This window comes from Parasphingorhabdus sp. (assembly GCF_048267785.1).
Classification (GTDB): Bacteria; Pseudomonadota; Alphaproteobacteria; order Sphingomonadales; family Sphingomonadaceae; genus Parasphingorhabdus.
This window is the reverse complement of sequence record NZ_JBLWWU010000002.1, coordinates 190,768-211,817: the sequence shown is the minus strand read 5'-3', so window position 1 is coordinate 211,817 and position 21,050 is coordinate 190,768. Positions and strand designations below refer to the sequence as shown.

General features: G+C 55.6%; 21 protein-coding genes. 11 read left to right on the top strand and 10 right to left on the bottom strand.

The annotated features are described in order from the left end of the window. Positions 1–200: 200 nt before the first annotated feature. From ACN0VD_RS03055 to ACN0VD_RS03040, 4 genes are all read left to right on the top strand, one after another. On the top strand, positions 201–704 hold the full coding sequence (locus ACN0VD_RS03055; protein WP_417591479.1) for a hypothetical protein: 504 nt from the start codon (positions 201–203) through the stop codon (positions 702–704). Between the two features lie 71 nt (positions 705–775). Beyond that, positions 776–1,162 (top strand): hypothetical protein, encoded by a 387-nt coding sequence (locus ACN0VD_RS03050; protein ID WP_417591477.1) that lies wholly within the window; start codon positions 776–778, stop codon positions 1,160–1,162. A gap of 9 nt (positions 1,163–1,171) precedes the next feature. After that, positions 1,172–1,951 carry a C39 family peptidase gene (locus tag ACN0VD_RS03045; protein WP_417591475.1) on the top strand — a complete coding sequence of 260 codons (780 nt, stop codon included), beginning with the start codon at positions 1,172–1,174 and terminating at the stop codon, positions 1,949–1,951. A gap of 10 nt (positions 1,952–1,961) precedes the next feature. Continuing rightward, complete coding sequence (locus ACN0VD_RS03040) at positions 1,962–2,546, top strand: hypothetical protein (RefSeq protein WP_417591473.1); 585 nt, start codon at positions 1,962–1,964, stop codon at positions 2,544–2,546. A gap of 114 nt (positions 2,547–2,660) precedes the next feature. Here ACN0VD_RS03040 and ACN0VD_RS03035 read toward each other — a convergent pair whose 3' ends face one another. Further along, the gene (locus tag ACN0VD_RS03035) at positions 2,661–4,163 is read right to left on the bottom strand and encodes a transporter (RefSeq protein ID WP_417591471.1); all 1,503 of its coding nucleotides are present in this window, start codon (positions 4,161–4,163) and stop codon (positions 2,661–2,663) included. Between the two features lie 33 nt (positions 4,164–4,196). Next, positions 4,197–4,919 (bottom strand): helix-turn-helix domain-containing protein, encoded by a 723-nt coding sequence (locus ACN0VD_RS03030; RefSeq protein WP_417591469.1) that lies wholly within the window; start codon positions 4,917–4,919, stop codon positions 4,197–4,199. Between the two features lie 550 nt (positions 4,920–5,469). Here ACN0VD_RS03030 and ACN0VD_RS03025 point away from each other — a divergent pair. Beyond that, complete coding sequence (locus ACN0VD_RS03025) at positions 5,470–5,757, top strand: helix-turn-helix domain-containing protein (protein ID WP_417591467.1); 288 nt, start codon at positions 5,470–5,472, stop codon at positions 5,755–5,757. Positions 5,758–6,036: 279 nt separating this feature from the next. On the opposite strand, the gene ACN0VD_RS03020 is transcribed toward ACN0VD_RS03025, so the two are convergent. Then, positions 6,037–6,669: a TetR/AcrR family transcriptional regulator gene (locus ACN0VD_RS03020; RefSeq protein ID WP_417591465.1), complete on the bottom strand. Its 633-nt coding sequence runs from the start codon at positions 6,667–6,669 to the stop codon at positions 6,037–6,039. Positions 6,670–6,793: 124 nt separating this feature from the next. On the opposite strand from ACN0VD_RS03020, the gene ACN0VD_RS03015 reads away from it, so the two are divergent. From ACN0VD_RS03015 to ACN0VD_RS03005, 3 genes are read left to right on the top strand one after another with little or no spacing between them, the layout of a single operon-like run. Then, positions 6,794–9,142: a TonB-dependent receptor gene (locus ACN0VD_RS03015; protein ID WP_417591463.1), complete on the top strand. Its 2,349-nt coding sequence runs from the start codon at positions 6,794–6,796 to the stop codon at positions 9,140–9,142. Positions 9,143–9,159: 17 nt separating this feature from the next. Beyond that, positions 9,160–10,023: an alpha/beta fold hydrolase gene (locus ACN0VD_RS03010; RefSeq protein ID WP_417591461.1), complete on the top strand. Its 864-nt coding sequence runs from the start codon at positions 9,160–9,162 to the stop codon at positions 10,021–10,023. 18 nt (positions 10,024–10,041) lie between these two features. Beyond that, positions 10,042–11,298 (top strand): spinster family MFS transporter, encoded by a 1,257-nt coding sequence (locus ACN0VD_RS03005; RefSeq protein WP_417591607.1) that lies wholly within the window; start codon positions 10,042–10,044, stop codon positions 11,296–11,298. A 27-nt stretch (positions 11,299–11,325) separates the two neighbouring features. Here ACN0VD_RS03005 and bla read toward each other — a convergent pair whose 3' ends face one another. Together bla and ACN0VD_RS02995 are read right to left on the bottom strand one after the other, a co-directional pair. Next, positions 11,326–12,303, bottom strand: coding sequence for a subclass B3 metallo-beta-lactamase (bla, locus tag ACN0VD_RS03000; RefSeq protein ID WP_417591459.1), 978 nt, complete (start codon positions 12,301–12,303; stop codon positions 11,326–11,328). A gap of 60 nt (positions 12,304–12,363) precedes the next feature. After that, a complete protein-coding gene (locus ACN0VD_RS02995; protein ID WP_417591457.1) occupies positions 12,364–13,125 on the bottom strand; it encodes a helix-turn-helix domain-containing protein in 762 nt (253 codons plus the stop codon). Positions 13,126–13,258: 133 nt separating this feature from the next. On the opposite strand from ACN0VD_RS02995, the gene ACN0VD_RS02990 reads away from it, so the two are divergent. Beyond that, the gene (locus ACN0VD_RS02990; RefSeq protein WP_417591455.1) at positions 13,259–13,681 is read left to right on the top strand and encodes a hypothetical protein; all 423 of its coding nucleotides are present in this window, start codon (positions 13,259–13,261) and stop codon (positions 13,679–13,681) included. 18 nt (positions 13,682–13,699) lie between these two features. Here the strand turns inward: ACN0VD_RS02990 and ACN0VD_RS02985 are convergent, their stop codons facing one another. Beyond that, positions 13,700–14,746, bottom strand: a complete 1,047-nt coding sequence (locus ACN0VD_RS02985; protein WP_417591453.1) for an SDR family oxidoreductase — start codon at positions 14,744–14,746, stop codon at positions 13,700–13,702. Between the two features lie 54 nt (positions 14,747–14,800). Here ACN0VD_RS02985 and ACN0VD_RS02980 point away from each other — a divergent pair, with 54 nt between their 5' ends. Next, the gene (locus ACN0VD_RS02980; RefSeq protein WP_417591451.1) at positions 14,801–15,625 is read left to right on the top strand and encodes a TauD/TfdA dioxygenase family protein; all 825 of its coding nucleotides are present in this window, start codon (positions 14,801–14,803) and stop codon (positions 15,623–15,625) included. Positions 15,626–15,640: 15 nt separating this feature from the next. Here ACN0VD_RS02980 and ACN0VD_RS02975 read toward each other — a convergent pair whose 3' ends face one another. The 4 genes from ACN0VD_RS02975 to ACN0VD_RS02960 are packed head-to-tail and all read right to left on the bottom strand — an operon-like array spanning position 15,641 to position 19,921. Further along, positions 15,641–16,195: a hypothetical protein gene (locus tag ACN0VD_RS02975; RefSeq protein ID WP_417591449.1), complete on the bottom strand. Its 555-nt coding sequence runs from the start codon at positions 16,193–16,195 to the stop codon at positions 15,641–15,643. Between the two features lie 11 nt (positions 16,196–16,206). Next, positions 16,207–16,623, bottom strand: coding sequence for a hypothetical protein (locus ACN0VD_RS02970; protein WP_417591447.1), 417 nt, complete (start codon positions 16,621–16,623; stop codon positions 16,207–16,209). Then, on the bottom strand, positions 16,623–17,654 hold the full coding sequence (locus ACN0VD_RS02965) for a DUF6607 family protein (RefSeq protein WP_417591445.1): 1,032 nt from the start codon (positions 17,652–17,654) through the stop codon (positions 16,623–16,625). The genes ACN0VD_RS02970 and ACN0VD_RS02965 overlap by 1 nt, the downstream gene beginning before the upstream one ends. Positions 17,655–17,674: 20 nt before the next feature. Beyond that, complete coding sequence (locus tag ACN0VD_RS02960; protein ID WP_417591443.1) at positions 17,675–19,921, bottom strand: TonB-dependent hemoglobin/transferrin/lactoferrin family receptor; 2,247 nt, start codon at positions 19,919–19,921, stop codon at positions 17,675–17,677. Between the two features lie 225 nt (positions 19,922–20,146). On the opposite strand from ACN0VD_RS02960, the gene ACN0VD_RS02955 reads away from it, so the two are divergent. Continuing rightward, on the top strand, positions 20,147–21,031 hold the full coding sequence (locus ACN0VD_RS02955) for an HAD-IIB family hydrolase (RefSeq protein ID WP_417591441.1): 885 nt from the start codon (positions 20,147–20,149) through the stop codon (positions 21,029–21,031). Positions 21,032–21,050 lie beyond the last annotated feature (19 nt).

Below are 21,050 nucleotides of genomic sequence, written 5' to 3'. Positions count from 1 at the left end.
TCCCGGGCAGCACCGCGCCCCACCCAAAAATCAACGTCGAACGAATATTTCTCCGCATATTTGCCATTTCGCAAAAAGTCAGAACGCGAGTCATATTAACAAGGCTCTGTCGCTTGTAGCGGCAATTAACGGGCTTCTTGATCTCCTTCCTTGACTACTCTTGGAAACTGGAGACGCCTTTGACTTTAAGGAGAATAAAAATGAAGACGATGAAACTAATGGCGGCATCTGCTGCTGCATGTGCTCTGGCAATTGGCGCCCCCGTCTATGCCCAGCAAGGGCAGGACAATGACGTCGACAACACCGACAATGGTGCTGTGGTGGTCAATGACCTGCTTGATGTTTATCTTCAAGCGCAAGATAACTCACAGGACAATGATACGCTCACCGTCGGTGATGTTGCCAGCAACAACAACACTGTTACGGCCAATCAATTGCTCAACGCCGTCAACACAAATTCCATGATGGATGAACTCGTCGATCTCGACGGGGAAGACGGCACACCGGCTCCGGTAGGCTATAACAGCGGCGACATTTACGTCCGTGGCAACGCGTTTGCAGCCTTTGCTGGTATTCTGAACAGTGCAAATAACACTGGCATTAATGCCAACACGCAAGCTGCAAATAATATTGCTGCGCAAGGCACCATCAACTTCGGTGATGGCGGCGCTGCGGCTGCCGGTGGCGGCGCAGGCGGCGACTAAATACCGGAAAGGTTGGGCCGGTTCTTCCAATTGGATCGGCCCTTCCATCCCCCCAAACCGGAGTTTAGACCATGAAAAAGCTACCCCTGATTCTCATGATTGCTTCGTTGGCGATCCACACGCAAACAGCCTCTGCACAAACTGTTTCCGCAGAGCCGGATTCCACACCCGCATCTGAAAATGCGTCAGCGGACGCTGCTGTTTCAGCTTCCACACCGGTTCTTTCCTTCGAAGAACTGGATGAAATGCGCGGCGGAACACAAATCGCGATCAACAATCAGACGCTCAACGCCGCAAATACGGGAAATACTATCCATGGCGATTTTGCCGCCGGCGACGTGAGTTTGGCAGATGACGCATTTTCCAACTTTAACGGTCTCGGAAACTTTGTTTTCAACACCGGTGCGCAATCCTCTCTTCAGGCCGGGATGAGCATAACGATCAATATCAGCGAATAGGTTCTTCCAATGCCTCTTGGTACATCACATGCCTCGCTAAGGCAGCGCTGCAAACAAGGCCTTCTGGTCGGGCTGCTCGCTTTGACCGGAGCGGTTGTTTCCGTCGAGACTGCAAAAGCGGAAGTTCGACTCGGTCGGGAAGTTGCCGGCGGTGACTTTTCGATCGGCGTGATGACCTGGTGGGACATTCCTTTTCGCTCGGTGGTACGGCAGCGCTATGATTTTAGCTGTGGGTCGGCTGCCGTAGCCACCTTGCTGAGTTATCATTATGACCGTCCGACCTCGGAGAGAGCGCCCTTTCGGGCGATGTGGGATCTGGGTGACAAGGAGACCATCAGAAAAGTCGGATTTTCGATGCTGGACATGCGCAATTATCTGCAATCTCTCGGATACCGTGCCGAGGGGTTCAAAATTGAGCCAGACCAACTCATCGAGATAAAACGCCCGGTGATTGTTCTGCTGGATCTTGACGGGTTCAAACATTTTGTGGTCGTGAAAGGCCAAACCAAAGATCAGGTTCTCGTCGGCGATTCCTTCCTTGGCCTCAAAAAATATCCGATCGAGGATTTTCAGAAATACTGGAATGGCGTGGTTCTGGCGATAATGGACGGTCCGATAAAGAAACGCCCTGCCTATAATCTCGCAGGTGACTGGAACCCATGGGCCAAGGCGCCTGTCGACGAAATTGAGTCGACCGCTGAAATTGGCAATCTGACCACCCACCTTCCCCCGCTATACCAACTCACTCCGGAGTTACTCCTGGACGTACGGGTTGGTACTATTCGATGAGAGAAAAGCCATGAAAACATCACTCAAGATTCTTACCCCGTCGGTCGCATTTCTCGCATTCGTCAGCCCCCCTGCCGCACAAGCGCAAAACGCAGCGGCAACAAGCCTGCCCGTAGTCGTTTCAGATGAGGAACTGAACGAACTGCGCGGCGGGTTTGTCTGGTCGGGACTGGACATTAATTTCGGGGCCGACATCCGGACCTATGTGGATGGCAATCTGGTATTGCAAACCGTCCTGAACTGGACCGATGACGGCGTAGAAACGCTACAGACCGCGGCGGGTGGACTCACTCCGGTGAGTTCCGCCGCGCTTCAGAACGGCATCTATTCCAACGGCGGCATTCGCATGAAGGTCGGAGAAACACCGGTATATATGCTGAATGATGGCCGCACGGCATTAACCCACGAAACCGAAAATGGTCTCCAGAATATGCTGATCAACACGGCCGTTGGATTGAACAGCGTTCAAGAGGTTAATGCCACGATTGGTCTTTCAGGATATCAGCAGTTCAATTCGGAGCTGATGTTCGACAGATTGAATGGCGCGCTTGATGATATTACCGGGCAAGCAGCGATCGGAGCGCTGGGCGGCTAAGCAAAACGCGGATGACCATCCGAAAAATCTGACCCGGCTTATGACTTCGGAACTGGAAAAGCTCCTTCTTTCGGCGCCGTCTTTGCGTCTTTGTCCAGCCCTTGAGCGGGAGGATTAGAACCGGAAAGGCATCCGCAATGTAATGCCAACATCCGGAGCGTCTTCCGTCACACCAAATGCAAACCCAAGGTTCAAGGCCTGTCTTTCGCTTAAACGGTATGACATTCCGAAATTAAAGGATCCGACCTGAATATCATTGCTCCGTTGAACCGTGTCACCCAATTCTGTGCTGGTCGAGAATATATAATTGTGGCGATAGCCGAGCGAGAAAGAAAAACGCGGGTTCAGGGCAAAACCGAAACCAACATTGGCGTTGATGGCATCGCCCGGGTCCACCTCGCCAATCAATACATCACCAACCACCCGGTTCACATCGCGTTTGATATTCCATAAATAACCAAGGCCGCCGTAAAGAACGACCGGGTCTGATGGCAACAGAAAGCTCATGCTCGGCTGCACTCCCCAAAAGCCTGACCCTGTCGCCAGACCGGTGGCAACGCCAAATTCATCAAACGGTATTTCATAAGGGCTCTTGCCGGTATCGGTTTTCACTCGCAGGCCCGCAACCCAGATCGGATTCTGGCCCTTGGGTTGGTTAAGCTGATAGCGCAGGGCAAATTCGGCATCGCCGATATCGGTTTCTTTCAATCCGATTTCCCTCACAATCTGATCCTCGCGCTGCTGCACCACCTGGATCCGGTCCTTGCGGTAAAGAAGCGGGATGCGGCCTTCGACTTCCAATCGGTTGGTTAGCCCGTAGCGCATTGCAAATGTTCCGATCAAAGTGTCCCGATCCGCATCACTCGCTTCGATCGCACCAATCTGGATGCCCGGAATGAGTTCGATGCCACGAAAGACCAGCCGATTGGTGGAGGAACGTGTATATTCAAATGACGGATCGAGAACAAATTGCCCGCGCGGCGTCAACACGCCTTGTCCTTCCGGCACCGCTTCCACTTTTTGCTCGATATTCTGGGCTGCGGGAGGGGCTTCTCCGACCGGCGCATCAGGAAGCATCGAGACTTCGTCAGCCGCACTTTCGGTTGAGCCGGAGGGTGCTGAAACCGGTGATCCGGATTGTCCTTGGGCCATACCCGCGCCGCGCATTTCCGACAGCTTCCAGGGCGCTTCCGCTTGAACCAGCGCGTTGCCCATCTCCAGTTGACGGATCTTTTCATTCTGCGCTTCAATCAGAGACCGCTGTTCCGCAATCAGGCGTTTCTGATCGGCCAGTTCACGTCGGATAGACTGCAATTGAGACCCGACATCGGTGGACTGTGCAACTGCATCCTCCGAAGATGTTATCTCTTCCGCGTTCGATCCGCTCGCGGCTCCGGGGATATCAGTCCGCTTGTCAGCGTCCGTCGCAACAAGTTCTGACAAAGACTGGTCAAGTTCGGCTGCTTCCCGATCCCAAAAGGACTGGACGGGAACAATTTCGATAACCGCTTTCATGTCATCCGGAGCCACGATGGTTGCGTGAGCCGTTCCACCGATGACCGAGAAAATCGCGATCGCAGCAAAGGCTGAACATGGACTCGCAAGTATAGACTTCATGAGATTTCTCCCTTCCGGTTCATCAAAAATATATCAGGTTTCTGGATTGGGGTTTTTCGGGAAACAAAACTCGGCAGCCGGGTGGATGGGTTCATCGCCGCCTGGATGCTTGAAGTTGTCCATTTCGCCAGCGAGACGGCACAGTCCCGTTTTATCGGTGATCACAATGGAATGCCGGCCTTCAATCTTGATCAGCCCTCTTTGCGCCAGTTCGGTAAAGGTCCTGCTCACGGTGTGAATGGTGAGCCCCAGAAAATCGGCTATATCGGCCCGGGACATAGGCAGAATAAGATGGAGATCATCATTATTCTGATTGTGGATACACAGCAGAAATGCGGCCAGTTTTTCCAGCGCCGTCCGGTGACCCATAATGAACAGATATTTCTGGGCACTGGACATCGCCCGGAAAAGGATTGAGACAGCTTCGCTAAGATCCGGCTTCGGCTCGCCGGTTTCCGAAATGTCTCCCACACGATAGCATCGCACAGTGACGTCAGTAACGGCTTCAGCGGCAGTGCTATAATAGCCGTAATCCGCCCCAAATACGTCACCGCTAAAATAAAAGCCTGTTAGATGCCGGTGCCCGTCGATATGAAAACGACAGGTGCGAACGGTACCGCGAACGACCTCATACCATCGGGTTGCTTTTTGCCCTTCGTCGAAGATGACTTGTCCGGCTTTAAACCGGAGGCTGGTTGTGAGGAGTCGCGATCGAAAATCCTTCGTAATCGCAGGCGTGGCTATGGCCGGTTGCATCCGTGCCGTCTCCCTTAAAGACTATCAGCACGACCCAAGTAATATTCAACACAAACTGCTTATTCACATATTGCATTGCCCTCAACAGCGACTCATTTTTTGATTTTCTGTCATTTGGTTAGAGCAATATGTCGAGTCTGATCCATCCAGTGATTTACCTGCGGCGATTACCAAGCAAAATGCTCCGTCAGTTTTCACTTAGTAAAATTACACATCGAAAATTGGATTTTGGAAATTATTCAATATATTGAAAGGGTTATGGTCTGCCTGGGATAGCACGTTTGCTGCGCACGGTTAACGCTCTAACAATTCGGATATCTTTGTGTTAGCAAATCCGGTGGATTATCCAAACCGAGGAGTTCAGTGACAGGATCGAAATCGAGGATAGCAGGCTTTACTGACTGGGCATCACACGCTTGCAAACCGTAATTTTACGGAATTACATTGGGCCGCATTGAAGTGCATACAGAAGTGCATATAAACGTCAAAAAGCAGGGGGGCGGAGGTCGTCGGCAAGAGCTATGCGGCTACAGGAGAAAGTGAGCAGTCGATGCTGCATCAATATTTGACCAGTCCCCCCACCCTAACGGCACGTGAACAAGAAATATTAGAATATATTGCTCAAGGGCTTTCCACAAAGGAAGTTGCCCAGCATATTGGTATCGCACCACGTACGGTTGACCGGCATGTGGAGAACACCCGACTGAAGCTTCGAGCCAAGAATCGAACGCATATGGTTGCTTGTGCGGTTGTCGCCGGGCTTCTGCAAGTTGACGAGCATTTTGAGGAGAGCACTGCAAGCTCAAAGGTCGTAACTTTGAATGATGATCCTATTTAGGAAACACTCGGTAGCTCATTATAGAACCATCAACGCGCCATCGTTACCGAAGTGCTGAACATTCCTGATAAATCGAGGCGCAGCCATTGCCGGTCATTGCTGACATGAAGGCGCACGAACACAGTCGCGGCCTTCAGAGCGTAAGAGGAACAGCCGCTGGCTGATGGCGCCCTGGTAAACTGGCACGCCATGATTTTCTGCAATATCTGATTTGGAGCACAGCGCGATTCGCTTTGACGTCAGTGCGGCAACGCGTCCCCGAACGTGCAACGGCAGGGATCAGTCCGCCCCCTTCTTCACCGCAATACCCTTCTCCAAAATGCCGTTGGCGATATCCGCTATCTGGACCGCAGATTTTTCTTCACTCCAGATCCCATAGCGCAGGCCCAGAAACACATTCATGCCCATGATCGCCCAGGCATGTGCCTCTTCCATCCCATCACGAAAATCGCCGACGGCGCTACCTTCTTGCAGACGTTCGTAGATACGCTTGGCGGTCTCTTCATAATGCGAGCGATAGCTACCTGGGTCGACAAATTCCGCTTCGTCGATGATTCGATAGATTTCCTTATGCTCGCGGGCAAAGTTCATAAACGCCTCGAGCGCCAGTTTTTCGCGTTCGAGCGCATCCTGCCACTCGGTCATTGCGCCTGCGGCATGGCTCTTCACCCGCGCGCTCATATCCTTGACCAGCGCGCTGAACAGTTCGTCCTTGGAATCAAAATAGGTGTAGAAACTGCCAAGCGCGGTCCCTGCCCGCTGGGTGATTCCGGTGATCGAGGCTTCGTGAAAGCCTTTCTCGCCAAATTCCAGCGCTGCCGCATCAAGCAATTTGCGTTTGGTCTTCAGTCCGCGTGCGGTGCGCGGCTGTTTATCTTTAGACTCAGTATGTTCGCTATATTCAGTGGCCATAATGTCACGGCTAACCGCATTTTACCGGATAAGCAAATTTCTAAGTTGAATGTTGGTTCATGTTTCAATATAGCCTCTTCATCGACCTGGAAATGCCAGGCACATATTCAAGGAGGATGCTTTCATGAAATTCCAGCACACCGTTAGTTATGTAGCAATCGTCACGGGCCTCGCAGGCGGTCTCATCGCTCCTGCCACCGCCAATGCCCAGATGTCCGAATCGGCCAGTCAGGGCGCAGATGAGGACATCATCATCGTCTCGGCCCGTCGCCGGGACGAACGTCTGACCGATGTTCCGATTGCGATTACCGCTTATTCAGCGGAAAAGCTGGAACAGCAGGGTGCGGTTGATATTACCGATATCGGATTGACGACGCCGAACACGACGCTGGAGGCTTCCCGCGGAACAAACTCGACCCTCTCCGCCTTCATCCGCGGTATCGGCCAGCAGGATCCGGTTTCTGGTTTTGAACAAGGCGTCGGCATCTATCTCGATGACGTCTACCTCAATCGTCCGCAAGCTGCGGTATTGGATATTTATGATGTCGAACGCATCGAAGTTTTGCGCGGGCCACAGGGCACGCTTTATGGCCGCAACACCATCGGTGGCGCCGTCAAATATGTGACCAAGCGGCTACCGCAAGACCCTTCGTTCAAGGCCAAGGCAACCTATGGCACCTATGATCAGGCCGAAGCAGTGGTCACCGCCAGCATGCCGATTGGCGACATTGTTCGCGTCGGCGCATCTGGCGCGCGGCTTTCGCGTGGCGGTTTCGGTGACAATCTGACCAATGGTCTGGAAAATTATAACAAGGATATCTGGGCTGGCCGCGGCACGCTTGAGGTCGGCGGCTATGGCGAACCCATATTGGTCCGTATTTCCGGCGACTATACGAAAGACGAAAGCAATCCGCGCGGCGGCCATCGCCTTATCCCGGGCGCCGTTTCCGGTGCGCCGGTGCTGGACGACGTGTTCGATACCCGTGGCGGCCTCAATGACCCAATTCAGGATATCGAGGCTTACGGCCTCTCGATGAATATCACGGCCAATCTCAGCGATACGATTACATTCCGGTCGATCAGCGCCTGGCGCAAGGATGACACCGCTACACCGATTGACTTTGACGCACTGCCAGCGGTGGATCTCGACGTTCCCGGATTATATCTGAACGAACAGATCAGCCAGGAATTTCAGTTGCTTTATGAAGGCGACAAACTCAACGGTCTGGTCGGTTTCTACTATCTGGATGCCAAGGCTGATACCTTGTTCGATGTCCGCCTGTTTACGACATTCGCCGGCCTGACTGCCTTTACCGAAGCCGATGTCGATACCGAAACCTATGCAGTATTTGCCGACTTTACCTATGATTTCACCGAGCAGTTTAGCCTCTCTGTCGGTGGTCGCTATACATGGGACGAACGGACAGCCAGCATCCTCCGGCAAAATTATCTCGGCGGCGGTTCACCGACATTTGGCGGTGCCGGCATTCCTTTCGGCGGACCAAGCACTGATTTTGAAGGCAGCGCGAATTTCAAGAAATTTACGCCGCGTGCTTCGATCAGCTATAAGCCCACTCCGGATCACAATATCTATGCAAGCTTTTCACAAGGCTTCAAGGGCGGCGGCTTTGATCCGCGCGGTGTGGGTGTGAATGCGCCGACCACCAATGCCAGCGGCATTCCAAGTGATGCCGAAGTCGCATCTTTCCTCAGCTTTGACCCCGAAGAGGTCGACAGCTATGAAATCGGCTATAAGGGCAGCCTGCTCGACGGATCTCTCAATCTTGCGATAGCGGGCTTTTACACCGACTATAAGAACGTACAGATTCCGGGCTCAGTCGCCTGTGTTGTCGGCGGTCTGCCTTCCTTCTGCGGCGTGATCAACAACGCCGGCAAGGCCACTCTGAAGGGTCTGGAGTTTGAAGCCAATGCCCGGCTTGGGCAGGATATGCTGGCCAGCGGCGACCGTGTGACCCTGTCGGGTTCGCTCGGCTATATTGATGCCCAATATGACGAATATATCACCAACATTGGCGGAGTACCGACAGATGTTGCGGAATTCCGCGAGGTTCAGAATACACCGAAATGGACCGCCAGCGGTACGTTCGCTTATTCTGCGCCGGTAGGAGAAGGTGATATCTATCTCGGCACCACATTGTCTTACCGCAGCAAGACCAACCAGTTCGAGATTGCCAATCCCTATATCGACCAGAAAGGCTTTGCGCTCTGGGATGCCAATCTTGTGTATACCGCACCTGACGACCGCTGGAGCATTGGCCTGCACGGAAAGAATTTGACCAACAAGAAGTACAAGACATCGGGTTATACATTTGTGGCAGCCGACCCGACGACGGGTGCAATCGCGCTCGGAGCCAATGGCCAGCCGATTTCCACACTCGGCCCCGAAGGCACGCTGACGGCATTTTACGGTAATCCGCGTCAGGTCTTTGTCACCGCCGGGGTGAAATTCTGAACAGCACTCGGGCAAATATGATGACATATGCGGACCATGTCTATCGCAGCGCTGACGGCCGGCTGGACCTATATGCCCGCATCTATGACGGGGAAGGTCCGCCGCTGCTGCTGATGCACGGCCTCACCCGGAATAGCGCCGACTTCGAAGCGCTGGCCGAGCATCTCGCCGGTAAATTTCAACTGATTGTCCCTGACCAGCGGGGTCGGGGACGGTCGGATTACGATCCCGATCCGAAAAATTACACGCCGGCCACCTATGTCCAGGACATGTTTGCACTGATCAATGGCCTCGGCATCGACAGTCTCGGTCTGATCGGCACGTCGCTGGGCGGCCTCATGGCGATGATGATGGCGGCGATTTCGCCGACACGTTTCACCGGCCTGATATTGAACGATATCGGACCGGTCGTGGAAGCAGATGGACTCGACCGGATCCAGAGCTATGTTGGCGAACTGCCCCCATTCGACAACTGGCGGCAAGCGGCCGATCATTGTCGACTCGTGCATGGCGAAGCGATGATTGGATATCAGACACAGGACTGGATGACATTTGCCCGCCGCACCTGCGCGGAAGCCCCTGACGGCAAAATCAGCTTCGCTTATGATCCAGCAATTTCCGAAGGCTTGTCCGGCAATGCAAGTTCTGCGGTCCCTCCCGACCTCTGGGAGATATGGGGTAGGCTGTCAACCATTCCGACGCTGGTCCTCCGCGGCTCGTTGTCCGACATACTTGCGCCCGCTACCGTCACGGAAATGAAGCGCCGCCATCCGGACCATTTCAGCACGGCGGAAATCTCGGATCGCGGCCACGCACCGATAATGGACGAACCCGATGCTCTGGCTGCGATCGATGAATTTCTTTCGAATATAGGAAAATAAATGGCCGATCAGCAGAGCATGAAAAGCCGGACGACCTCGCCCAATGTCGCGCTCGGCATGTTGCTGATCGTCTATATTTTCAATTTTGTCGATCGCCAGATACTCGCGATCCTCGCCGGACCGATCCAGGCCGATCTCGGGCTGAGCGATACCCAGATGGGACTGCTCGGCGGCGTTGCTTTCGCCTTGCTCTATTCCACACTGGCGGTGCCGCTGGCGTGGCTTGCCGACAAGACCAGCCGCAGCTGGGTCATCACCGTTTCGCTGGCAGTGTGGAGCGGCTTCACCGCCCTGACCGGACTGGCGCAAGGCTTCTGGTCGATATTTCTCACGCGACTGGGGGTCGGCGTTGGCGAAGCGGGCGGCGTTGCACCGTCTTACGCTCTGATATCTGACCATTTCCCGAGCGAAAAGCGCGCCCGGGCTCTGGCGATCTATTCACTCGGCATTCCCCTGGGATCAGCCACCGGGGTTATCGCTGGCGGCTATATTGCCGCGACCGTCGACTGGCGTCTGGCCTTTTTTGTCGTCGGGCTGGCGGGGGTTTTGATCGCGCCCTTGTTCAAATATTTCGTGCGCGATAAAGTCAGGGTGGCGGCACCGGCGGATCAGACCGCCGCCCCTTATAGCTTCATGGGAACCGTCCGCATCCTGGCCAGAAAGAAAGCCTTCTGGCTGCTCGCCTTTGGTGCGGCATCGAGCTCAATGCTCGGCTATGGCATTGCCTTCTGGCTGCCCAGCCTGTTGCAGCGCAGCTTTGGCCTGAGCCTGATCGACACATCCTTGTTTTTCGGCGCGATCTTGCTGTTCGGCGGGGTTGCCGGCGTCCTCGGCGGCGGCATGATCGGCGACTGGCTCGGCAAGACCAACAAGGCTGCTTATGGCCTGGTCCCGGCTGCTGCCTTCCTGCTGGCGGTGCCCCTATTCGCAGCCGGGATCATGAGCGGCTCCGCAACCATCGCTTTCATCCTCTTCCTGATCCCGCAGGCTCTTGCCTATTTCTGGCTTGGCCCGGTCCTCTCGGCGGTCCAGCATCTGGTTCCGGCGGACGCGCGCGCGACCGCGTCGGCACTGTTCCTCCTGATCAACAATCTGATCGGCATTGGCGGCGGGATATTCTTCCTCGGCGCCCTGTCCGACAGTTTAACGCCGATCTATGGTGAAGACGGGCTGCGCTATTCGATGCTCTACTCGCTGACCTTCTATGTCATCGCAGCGGCGCTGATGGCGCTTGCCGCCAGACCGCTGAAAAGCGAATGGATCGCCGAAGACTGAACGACCGCTGCGGGCGGAGTCTTACCCTCAGTCGCTCATGATCGCATTATATTTGAGCATCTGCTTTTCCAGCTCCGCTTCGAACGCCTTCTCCAGCCTCGCCATCAGCGCCGGGAAGCCTTCCCGATCGACAAAGGCCAGCGGGTCACCCGCTTTCTGGCGCGCACGCTTGTCCGGCAGTCCGGCAAATTCGGGGTGGTTGGCGAGGAAAATATCCGGCTGCCAGTCCTTCGTCATCGCGAAAGTCTTGCGATAATCCTCGACAATTCCCTCATATTGCGGAGGCCCGACCAAACGATTGGCCGCGACTGTTGCGGAACAGAAAATCAGCGCTTCATAAGTTTCGCCGCCCTGCACGACCGGCATGGTCCAGGTGGTACAACCGCGGCTGTGGCCCGGCGTAATATGCGCGGTGAGCGTGACATCGCCCAGCTTTAGTTGCTCGCCGTTGCCAATGGTCCGGTCAACCTTGACCGGCGGTGCGTTCATCGTGCTGTCATCCTCGGATCCCAGATAAAAGCCGCCTTCCAGCGCGGATCGGTCGCCCTCGCTCGCGACCAGTTTTGCACCGGTCATCGCCTTCAGTTCGGCGAGACCGCCGCTGTGATCCAGATGGGCGTGGCTGTTGAGCAGGATTTTCACGTCCCCCGGATCAAAGCCCAGCTTGCGGATCGCATCGGCGACATATTGTCCCTCGCCCGGCATGCCGCTGTCGATCACGATATGGCCGACGTCGGTCGGGATGAAATATATGCCCAGCCCTTCGGTTCCGACAAAATATATACCCTTCCGACCGGTGCCCATGATCTGAAAAGGTTCGACGGCGGCATACCAGCCAGGGAAGTTCTGTTTCCAGTCAAACCGGGCCGCGGCTTCGTCCTCCGCCGGACTGGCAATATTATCGACGCTATCACCGTCCCGTCCGTCAGGGGGTGCCACAGAATCCTGCGTCACCGGCGCGCAAGCCACCAGCGTTCCTGCCATGATTCCCGAAATCCACCGCATAACTCTCTCCTCCGTTGCACCGCTTGCTAATGCGAGAAAGATGAACGCGCAATGTCCGCTCTATCGTTTGAAAAACCGGTTCGTTTCCTCATCCATCGGAAACATCAGCTCGATGCTTGTCTCTCCGGCTCTGATATCCTGCACCGAGCCGAATTGCGCGATCACCGAGAAGAGCGACAGGCGGGTTTCGCCGACCCGGAAAATGGTCGGTATCACCGCCTGATTGAGATTGACCGATCCCATATCGACATTCTTCACCCGCTCGTGCGATGCCAGCCGTCCGGCCAAAGCCGACAGATGGTCGTCCCCGCCCAGTTCCAGTATCTCCGTGCGCAGACGCGAAAGGGACAGAACCGCCACCTCGTCCCAGTTCTCGATCAGGTCGAGCCCGGCGCAGTTGATCAATATGTCAATCAGATTAGCCGGTCCGCCAGGGCTGGCCAGCGCCATTATCATCTCGGCGCCCCGGTTGCTGTTCACGACGTTCCAGTGGCGATCGATCGCATAGCCGGGGAACGGATCATGATGGTCGATCATGGTCGCTATCGCCTGATTGACCGGAGCCAGTTCGGGTGCGTCGTCGGAAAGACTGGGATAGACCGGCGCGAAGCCCGCTGCATTGAGCGCCTGATTGGCAGCAGATCGGGGCAGCTGCAACGCGTCGGAGAGGCGCAACACCATTGCGCGGCTGGGGTTCGACCGGCCGGACTCAAGAAAGCTCAAATGGCGGGCCGACATTTCGGCTTCGAGACTGAGATCGAGCTGGCTGAACCGCCGCGTCTTGCGCCAGTCCTTCAATATCGCACCAAATTCCGACGGCATGATCTATTCCCTCATCCTGTGCCTAGCTTACTGGCAGATAGCATGAATCGCGCACGGTGCACTTACCCGGCAGGTAATTGTTTTGAAATTTTCCTCATGGTTACATGCGGGGAAACCGAATGAGGAGCAGATCATGTCACCACAAACCACTGGCCGCTATATCCGTATCGTCGGCAGCTTTTCCCTATTTGTCGCCATCCTCTTTGCCTTCGCCGGGGTGAATGACTTTACCGGCGCTAACGATATATTCTTCCACCTCGCTTCGTCCGGCGGCAATGGCGTGGCGGGGCTCGACACGCCGGAAGCGAAAATGGCGATGGCGATCGCCGGTGGGGTATTTGCCGGCATGATGGCCATGTATGTCTTCATTACCGCGCCGGGTGTCGAACAGGGCAGCGAGCTGATCCGCAAGGGTTCAATCTACACATTTCTGGTCTGGTTCATTGTCGACAGCACCGCATCGGTAGCGACCGGCAATACGCCCAATGTCATCCCCAATATCATATTTCTGGTCGTCTATCTGACGCCCTTGCTTCTGGTGAAGCGCAGCGTCTGAAAAGGTCGTGCTGCGCCGCTAGGCCCGCCCGTGCACATCCTTGACCCACGGACCAAAGGGAGAATTGCCAAGCATCGCGACCTGCGTCTGGGCGCTGACCTGATTGATCGCCTGCTGCGGCTTGTGGCCCGGATGGACGGGCAGGCGCAGCGGACGTTTGCCCGGAGCCATGGCGATTGTCAGCGCAATCCCGCGGGGTACATCCATCGGATCGGTCGAGCCGCCACTATTGCGCAGCGCACCCTCAACCAGTGCCTGATAGGCATCCTTGCGCTCGTCGTCGGCCCGTTCCAGCATCGTTGCGGTATATGAATTGCCATTTTCCCATATTTTCGTCGGAAAACCGCCGGGCTGCACGATAGTGACATCGACGCCGTGCGGGACCAGCTCATAAGCCAATTGCTCACTCATCGATTCGACCGCAAATTTCGTCGAACTGTAGAATCCCATGCCCGGCACCATCACCCGGCCGAGCTGCGAGGAGATATTGACGATCAGACCGGATTTCTGCGCGCGCATTTTGGGCAGCGCTGCGCGGGCGACCCGCTGGTAACCCATGACATTGGTGTCAAACAGCAGCTGCATCGTTTCCAGATCCTGCAACTCCACCGGAGCGCCGGTGCCGATTCCGGCATTGTTGACGACGACATCAAGCGCGCCGCCGTTGATCCGTTCGGCCTCCGCGACAGCCTTGTTCACCGATTCTTCGGACAGCACATCCAGTTCAATTATAGTGATATCCAGACCATCATCCTTTGCGACCTTGGCAAGCGCATCGCCTTCGGCACGCGGCAGGTTGCGCATGGTGGCGAATACTTTCGCGCCCAGCTCGGCATAGAGTTTCGCGCCGAGATTGCCGAAACCGGAGGAACAGCCGGTGATCAGTACCGACTTGCCGGACAGGTCTGGCTTGTCAGTCAGATCGCCACTGCTATCGGCGGCAGTCGCCGTACCGGCGGTCAGCCAACGCCGGTTACGGCCGTAGCGGCAAGCAACTGGCGGCGGTTGAGAAATGGCACACGGGTTTGCTCGGTCATTATCGGACTCCTCAATATCAGATTTCATGCTACACGATCCCGATATAAGTTCCAGAAGGAAACGGATAAACGGGAGAGCGATATGCAGATTTCTAAAGCCAGCGAGGCGGTTGGCGCGATTGTCGAACATGTCGATGTCACCACATTGACCGACGCGGAATTTGCCGATGTGCAGCAGGCTTTTCGGGACCATGGCGCATTATTCTTCCGCGACCAGAAACTGACGCCCGAAGAACATATCGCCTTTGCCGGGCGCTGGGGCGCGATTGATTTCAACCGCTTTTTCAAGCGCCGCGACGGCTATCCGGAAATTGCCGAAGTGCTCAAGGAGCCGGACCAGCAGCTCAATATTGGCGGCGGCTGGCATACCGATCACAGCTATGACGAAGCGCCGGCCATGGGGTCTATCCTCTATGCGCTGGAAATCCCGCCGAGTGGCGGTGATACCTTGTTTGCAGGGATGGCAGCGGCCTATGAAGCTCTGGATGACGGGATGAAAGACCGGATCAGGGATCTGAAAGCGCGGCACGGCAACGCGCATGTGTTCGGCGAAGAAAGCCCCTATCGCAAGGCGGTTGGTGATCGCTACACAAATGCCGATCAGGCCGGGCAGACGGCGGTACATCCGGTGGTACTCGCCCATCCCGAAACCGGGGTGAAGGGGCTCTATGTCAATCCGGGTTTCACCTTGGAGATTGTCGATATGGAACCGGCGGAAGGGCAGGCGCTGCTGCAGGAACTCTATGATCATATCACGCAGGACCGCTTCCACCATCGCCACGTGTGGCGGGAAGGCGATCTGGCGATGTGGGATAACCGCTCGACCTGGCATTATGCCATGAACGATTATCAGGGCCACCGGCGCTATCTCAACCGGATCACGATCGAGGGGGGCGCCCTCGCCTAGCGCTGCCTGTCCGGATCAGACCATGAAGCCGAGAGCCAGAAATGCCATGCTCCCAAGAGCGAGCGAAACAAGAGTTTTGCGGCGATAGGCCTTGGCCAGCAGGCCGACGACCAGGCCACCAACTATGACGAGAAACAGGGCGATTCCAGCCATCAGCTGATAGGTTTTGAAGATCGCGGGACCGTGGCCCTTGTGCAATTCCATCAGCGCATATTGCAGACCCGGCTTGTGCAGAGAGGCCTTCAGCCCGTCTGGTGTCTGGTTGATCCGGGCAAAGGTCCGCGAGGTCGGCCGGGTGGTCATCTTGCCGTCCCGGCTGCGGATGCTTTCTATATCCAGATCGATATTCTGCGCCGCGAGAATGGCGGAGATATCCTGTTTCAAGGTCGGGCTGTCCGGGTCAAGCTGCGTGTCTGCCGGCAAAACAAGATCAATATCCTCGATCGTCGGCTCGACACCGGCTAGCTTGAGCGCACCGGTTATCCCGACCAGCAGAAAGGATGGTGCCAAAAACGCGGCAAGGAAGAGATGCACCAATATCAACAGGTTTCGCGTTTTAACCTTGTTCACGCCTATTTTTCCTAACGCTTGAACCGGCTGGCAAATTTTGTGAAAGCAAGATGCAGTTTCGCCCGGTCGGAATGACCGAGCATCTCGCCCAGCAACCCATGGAAATGATCCGGCTCGCGTTGCACCACCGCCGTGATAAGATCGAGCATCAGCATCTCGTCATAGCTGACACTGGAACAGCAAGGGCGATGCACGGCCAGCGGTTCCGGCCAGCAATCGCTCATTAGTTCGACAATATGGGCAAAATGGCCAGCCGCGATTTTGTCCCCCAATTGTTTGACCAGAAAGGGTTTGGGGTTCCGTCGATTTTTCCACGCCATTATCGCGATCCGCATCGCGATAATGATCCGCATCTGCGCAGAAGGCATGGTCGAGAGTTTTGGGTTAGCGGCCAGCGATTGCGCAAATGCGGATTTCGGTTCTGGCATCAATATTCTGCTGTTGCCTGAGTTTTCTTGGCGGCGCTTTTTACCGGCCCCTTGCCGGTAGCGTTCTGAATAAGCGACCGCGCTTCCTTGATCGCGGCGGCTTCTGTCAATTTGCCCTCGCTAATCTCGGTACCCATGGTCAACAGCCGCGCGCTGATGACCGTTCCGGTTTGCGCTTCTTCTTCAACGGTTACCCCGCCATTCGCCGCGATAGCCTTATCCCATGCTTTACGCACCTCCGCCCAATAGGACTCGGTCTTTTTCCAGTAATCATCAGCGGCGCTGACATTATAGTCATCGAACCTTGTATATGTGTTGAGGACCGATTCCTGAACATAGGGCACAGCCTTGCCATCAACCCATTTCATCTTGACATTATCCTGCCAGTGTATCCAGCCACCGGGCATCGGCTGGTGCCGGTTGATCGCCTGATAATGATCATAGACGGGATCGCGTACTGCATCTCGGCGGGCCAATGGCCGGGCGGTCCAATCGCTGCTCCAGCTGCGCAGTCCATTGACCGTTTGCCATCTTCCCAGACCGCCGTAGCGAGGGCTGTCATCAACCTGCCAGACCGTTTGTGACCAGCGGCCCTGACGCTCCTCCGGCGAAACATCTTTGTTCACCCAAATGCCGGTGCCTGTATAGACCAGCACTTCTGAAGGCTCATAAATCCAGTCCTGACGCCAATGTTTGATGATGAAGCTTTTGCCTTCATGTTCCGCCACCAGCAGATGTTGTAGGACAATCTCCCTCCCGGTGTCCTTGATGACGCGCACAGTTTCGTGACCGCCGGATATCTTGGCCTTGATCGGCTCATAATCGTCCCGCCAGGGCGTGGTTTCGGCCATGTCGAACCGGACTTTATAATCGCCAGCCATAGCCAAGATATCGGCGCGGTCCTGATCGAAAGATGCCTGCGTAGCGGTCGCGGCAATCTGCTGTGGATCGGCGCTGGCCAGTGCCGGTGATGTCGCCATGGCCAGAGCGAACAAGGCCGCTCCCAGTCGTGTTTTGAATTTTATGGTCATCGTCTTTTCTCCCCTGACAATTAAAATGATAGGCTGAGCGAAATACTGGCGTTGCGGCCCGGCTGGGTGAACGCGTCGGTGATATCGGACGTCGCCGCCAATCCCCTGACGTCGCTCCACAGTGCGTATTTCTGATCGGTAATGTTGAATATCCCTGCCCGGATTTTGGCATATTCGGTGATCCGGACAAAGGCGGTCGCGTCGATGATCGCCGACTCTTGCGGACGGAAACAGGCGGACGAACATACGCCTGTCGTTTCGTTCGCTTCCTTGCGGGCATTGTAACTGACGATCATTTCGCCGCCAAAGGCACCACCGGGTTCGCGATAGCCGACGCCAAGAATGGCGTTTAGCGGATCGATCGTCGAAAGCGGGGCCGGCGGATTGTTCGGCGATTTTACCGTGCCGTCGGCAAAAGCAATCGCGAAGCGCGCGCGGAAGCCGTTTTCTGCCTCGTAGCTGGCCTTGGCTTCCACCCCTTTGACCGTCACATTATCGATATTGATAAACTGGTATATCGCCGGATCACCGGGGGTGAAGCTGCCGGATACCAGTTCCTGGCTGATAAAATCGGAATAGTCCGCGGTGAACGCCGTCAGCGAGAGGCTGATATCTTCGTTCGCATAGCGAATGCCCGCTTCAAAACTGTCGCTGGTTTCCGGGCCAAGATCTGGATTGGCCAGCGATGAATAGCCAAAGGCCAGGTTTTCAAAGAAATTATTGACCTGGCTCGGCGTCGGTGCGCGGAAGCCCTGCGCGTAATTGCCGAACAGCCGGACGTCACCCAATTTTACAATGGCGCCTAGTTTTGGTGATAATTTCGATCCATTCTGCCCGCTGGCCGTAAAGGTCGGTAAAAGCGGATCATCGGTCGGATTTAAATCATAGAAGTCGTAGCGAATGGCCGGGTAGAGGGTGAAGACACCATCTCCAAATTCGATCGCATCGCCAAGATAGAAACCACCGAGCGTGAAGTCCGTCTTCGGGAAAGGGCTGGAAGGATAGACTTCCCCGAACGGTGGCTCGGTGCCATCACGCACACCCGCCTGCTCGGTCTTGCTAATATCGCCGCCAAAGGTCAGCGTATGTTCGACGGTTCCGGTATCGAAGCTGGAACGGAAATCAGCCACCGCTCCGATTACTTCATTGTCGAACGTATTCAGCCGCTCTCGATCCGGGCGAGGCGTCGCACCGGTCGGGGTCCGCTCTTCCAGAGCAAATTGCCGGTCCGTGCCATCCTGCCAATAGGCAGCAAGATGGGCATAGTCGATAAAGCCGTCCCCCTCTTCACCGACATCATAGGTATAGTCGATAGAAATCCGGCTGCGTTTCGTCTCGTCCTGTGCGGTCAGATTGTCGACGATCCAGCTTGGGGTCGGCCCGAACAGAAAAACCGGTCCGCGCCCCGACAATATATCCGAAGACAGTGCCCGTTCGAGATATTCGCCGGTCAACCGCACTTTATGCGAGCCATTATTCCAGACGAGCTTGCCGAGAAAGGCGTTGGACTCGCCGTCCTGCGGGTTTGGCGTGGTGCGGGTTGCATCTTCGGTATCTATCGTACCCTTGTTATCGAGCTCCTCGAAATCGCGGCGGGAATAAGCCAGCATCGCCGAGAAGTCGCCGGCCTGCCCCGCCAAAGCCACCGTTTCGGAGAATTCTTGATCGGCCGAACTATATTGCGCGCGGGCGAAACCGCCAAAGCTGTTTCCGTCTTTGATAAAGTCGACGGGATCGGCGGTGATAAAGCTGACCGCGCCGGACAGACCATCACTTCCGTAAAGCGCCGAAGCCGGGCCGCGCAAAATTTCGACCGATTTAATCAAACCGACATCGGTCGCGTTGCCGCGTCCGACATCCTGTGCGCCAAAAGTGAAACCCTGCGGCGAGCGGATGCCGTCGACCTGGATCAAAACCCGGTTGCCGCCAATGCCGCGAATGTTGAAATCTTCATTCCCGGCTCGGCCCGTCGTGCCGAGCGCAGCACCAAAGCGGGCTGGAGCCCGACGGACGGATACACCGGGCTCAAACCGAACGATATCGCGGACATCGGTAGCCATTTCATCGGCGATCTGTTCCTGATCGATCACCGTCACCGTGGCCGGAGCGTCCACCACGTCGATAGCAGTGCGGGTGGCCGTAACCGTAATGATCTCGCCAGCGAGCCCGGAACCATCATCGGCAGCCGCCATCGCGGGTTGAGAGAAGCCTAAAGCCAGAACATTGCAAGAGAATATCAATCCCCTCTGACGGAAGTAAGATTTCATATATGCGCCCCTGATTTAATGATAATGCGAATGATTCTCATTCTTAAATAATAAGCAGAAGAGCGACCTGTCAAACAAATATTATACTTGGGTTGAAAATCAGGGCCCGGACAGCCGTTTTCCGGAATGAGAGGGCGATGAATCGGATTGGAAAATCGCATCAGGGAATCGCATTGGAGATCAGATTCAGGATCGAATTGACCTTGTTCACAAAAGCGCCCGTCAATGAGATTAGCCTTTTCTCGTTCCAAGCGAAAATGCTACGCTATTGCCATGCCCAAGCGCCCGCTCCACCTTTTGATATTTACCGATCTTGATGGCACGCTTCTGGACCACATGAGCTATTCGGCGAAGCCGGCGGACAGCCTGATCGAAAAACTGTCCGATCAGGCATTGGCCGACATCATTCCGGTCACCAGCAAAACCTATTCGGAGTTGCTCTGGTTACAGCAGAATGTCCCGCTTCCCTTTACCCTTTGCGCGACGGAAAATGGTTCCGTCATCCATGGCCCCGCTGATTATTTCCCGATCAATGGCGAGCGATCTGCTGACGTCACCCTGGGGATCGCCTATGACAAGATATTGGAGCAGATCGCCACATTGCCTGCGGCGCTGCGCAGCCACATTACCGGTTTTGCCGATATGTCTGTGGAAGAGATTGCCGACGCCACCGGGCTCGCCTTTGATGACGCAAGCCGGGCCAAGGACCGGCAGGCAACAGAACCTTTTCTATGGTCCGGTTCGGACAACGCGCTGGGTCGGCTGGAAGCGATAGTCGGCCAGGCCGCACTCCAAATTCAGCGCGGCGGTCGATTCTATCATCTTACCGGTCACGCCACCAAAGATCAGGCAATGAACGTCATGGTCAACTCCATCGCCGAACAAAGGCCGGATTGCGACCTTATTTCGATCGCCCTCGGCGATGGCCCGAATGATCTGTCGATGATCGAGGCTGCAGATTTCGGTGTGATCATGCCGAACCCGGACGGCGTAACCATTGAAACATCGAAACCCCATGTCCGCACCGCATCCCGGCCAGGCCCTCGGGGATGGGTGAATGCGGTGACAGAAATTATGGCAGAATTGGGTTTAAACCTCCGCCAAAGCTGATTAGGCTCGTCTCTCCGCA

What these genes read in the sequence shown, in the direction of transcription:
- ACN0VD_RS03055 (WP_417591479.1), top strand. Translation starts at nt 201, where the DNA reads ATGAAGACGATGAAACTAATGGCGGCATCTGCTGCTGCATGTGCTCTG.
- ACN0VD_RS03050 (WP_417591477.1), top strand. Translation starts at nt 776, where the DNA reads ATGAAAAAGCTACCCCTGATTCTCATGATTGCTTCGTTGGCGATCCAC.
- ACN0VD_RS03045 (WP_417591475.1), top strand. Translation starts at nt 1,172, where the DNA reads ATGCCTCTTGGTACATCACATGCCTCGCTAAGGCAGCGCTGCAAACAA.
- ACN0VD_RS03040 (WP_417591473.1), top strand. Translation starts at nt 1,962, where the DNA reads ATGAAAACATCACTCAAGATTCTTACCCCGTCGGTCGCATTTCTCGCA.
- ACN0VD_RS03035 (WP_417591471.1), bottom strand. Translation starts at nt 4,163, where the DNA reads ATGAAGTCTATACTTGCGAGTCCATGTTCAGCCTTTGCTGCGATCGCG.
- ACN0VD_RS03030 (WP_417591469.1), bottom strand. Translation starts at nt 4,919, where the DNA reads ATGCAACCGGCCATAGCCACGCCTGCGATTACGAAGGATTTTCGATCG.
- ACN0VD_RS03025 (WP_417591467.1), top strand. Translation starts at nt 5,470, where the DNA reads ATGCTGCATCAATATTTGACCAGTCCCCCCACCCTAACGGCACGTGAA.
- ACN0VD_RS03020 (WP_417591465.1), bottom strand. Translation starts at nt 6,669, where the DNA reads ATGGCCACTGAATATAGCGAACATACTGAGTCTAAAGATAAACAGCCG.
- ACN0VD_RS03015 (WP_417591463.1), top strand. Translation starts at nt 6,794, where the DNA reads ATGAAATTCCAGCACACCGTTAGTTATGTAGCAATCGTCACGGGCCTC.
- ACN0VD_RS03010 (WP_417591461.1), top strand. Translation starts at nt 9,160, where the DNA reads ATGATGACATATGCGGACCATGTCTATCGCAGCGCTGACGGCCGGCTG.
- ACN0VD_RS03005 (WP_417591607.1), top strand. Translation starts at nt 10,042, where the DNA reads ATGAAAAGCCGGACGACCTCGCCCAATGTCGCGCTCGGCATGTTGCTG.
- bla (WP_417591459.1), bottom strand. Translation starts at nt 12,303, where the DNA reads ATGCGGTGGATTTCGGGAATCATGGCAGGAACGCTGGTGGCTTGCGCG.
- ACN0VD_RS02995 (WP_417591457.1), bottom strand. Translation starts at nt 13,125, where the DNA reads ATGCCGTCGGAATTTGGTGCGATATTGAAGGACTGGCGCAAGACGCGG.
- ACN0VD_RS02990 (WP_417591455.1), top strand. Translation starts at nt 13,259, where the DNA reads ATGTCACCACAAACCACTGGCCGCTATATCCGTATCGTCGGCAGCTTT.
- ACN0VD_RS02985 (WP_417591453.1), bottom strand. Translation starts at nt 14,746, where the DNA reads ATGAAATCTGATATTGAGGAGTCCGATAATGACCGAGCAAACCCGTGT.
- ACN0VD_RS02980 (WP_417591451.1), top strand. Translation starts at nt 14,801, where the DNA reads ATGCAGATTTCTAAAGCCAGCGAGGCGGTTGGCGCGATTGTCGAACAT.
- ACN0VD_RS02970 (WP_417591447.1), bottom strand. Translation starts at nt 16,623, where the DNA reads ATGCCAGAACCGAAATCCGCATTTGCGCAATCGCTGGCCGCTAACCCA.
- ACN0VD_RS02965 (WP_417591445.1), bottom strand. Translation starts at nt 17,654, where the DNA reads ATGACCATAAAATTCAAAACACGACTGGGAGCGGCCTTGTTCGCTCTG.
- ACN0VD_RS02960 (WP_417591443.1), bottom strand. Translation starts at nt 19,921, where the DNA reads ATGAAATCTTACTTCCGTCAGAGGGGATTGATATTCTCTTGCAATGTT.
- ACN0VD_RS02955 (WP_417591441.1), top strand. Translation starts at nt 20,147, where the DNA reads ATGAGATTAGCCTTTTCTCGTTCCAAGCGAAAATGCTACGCTATTGCC.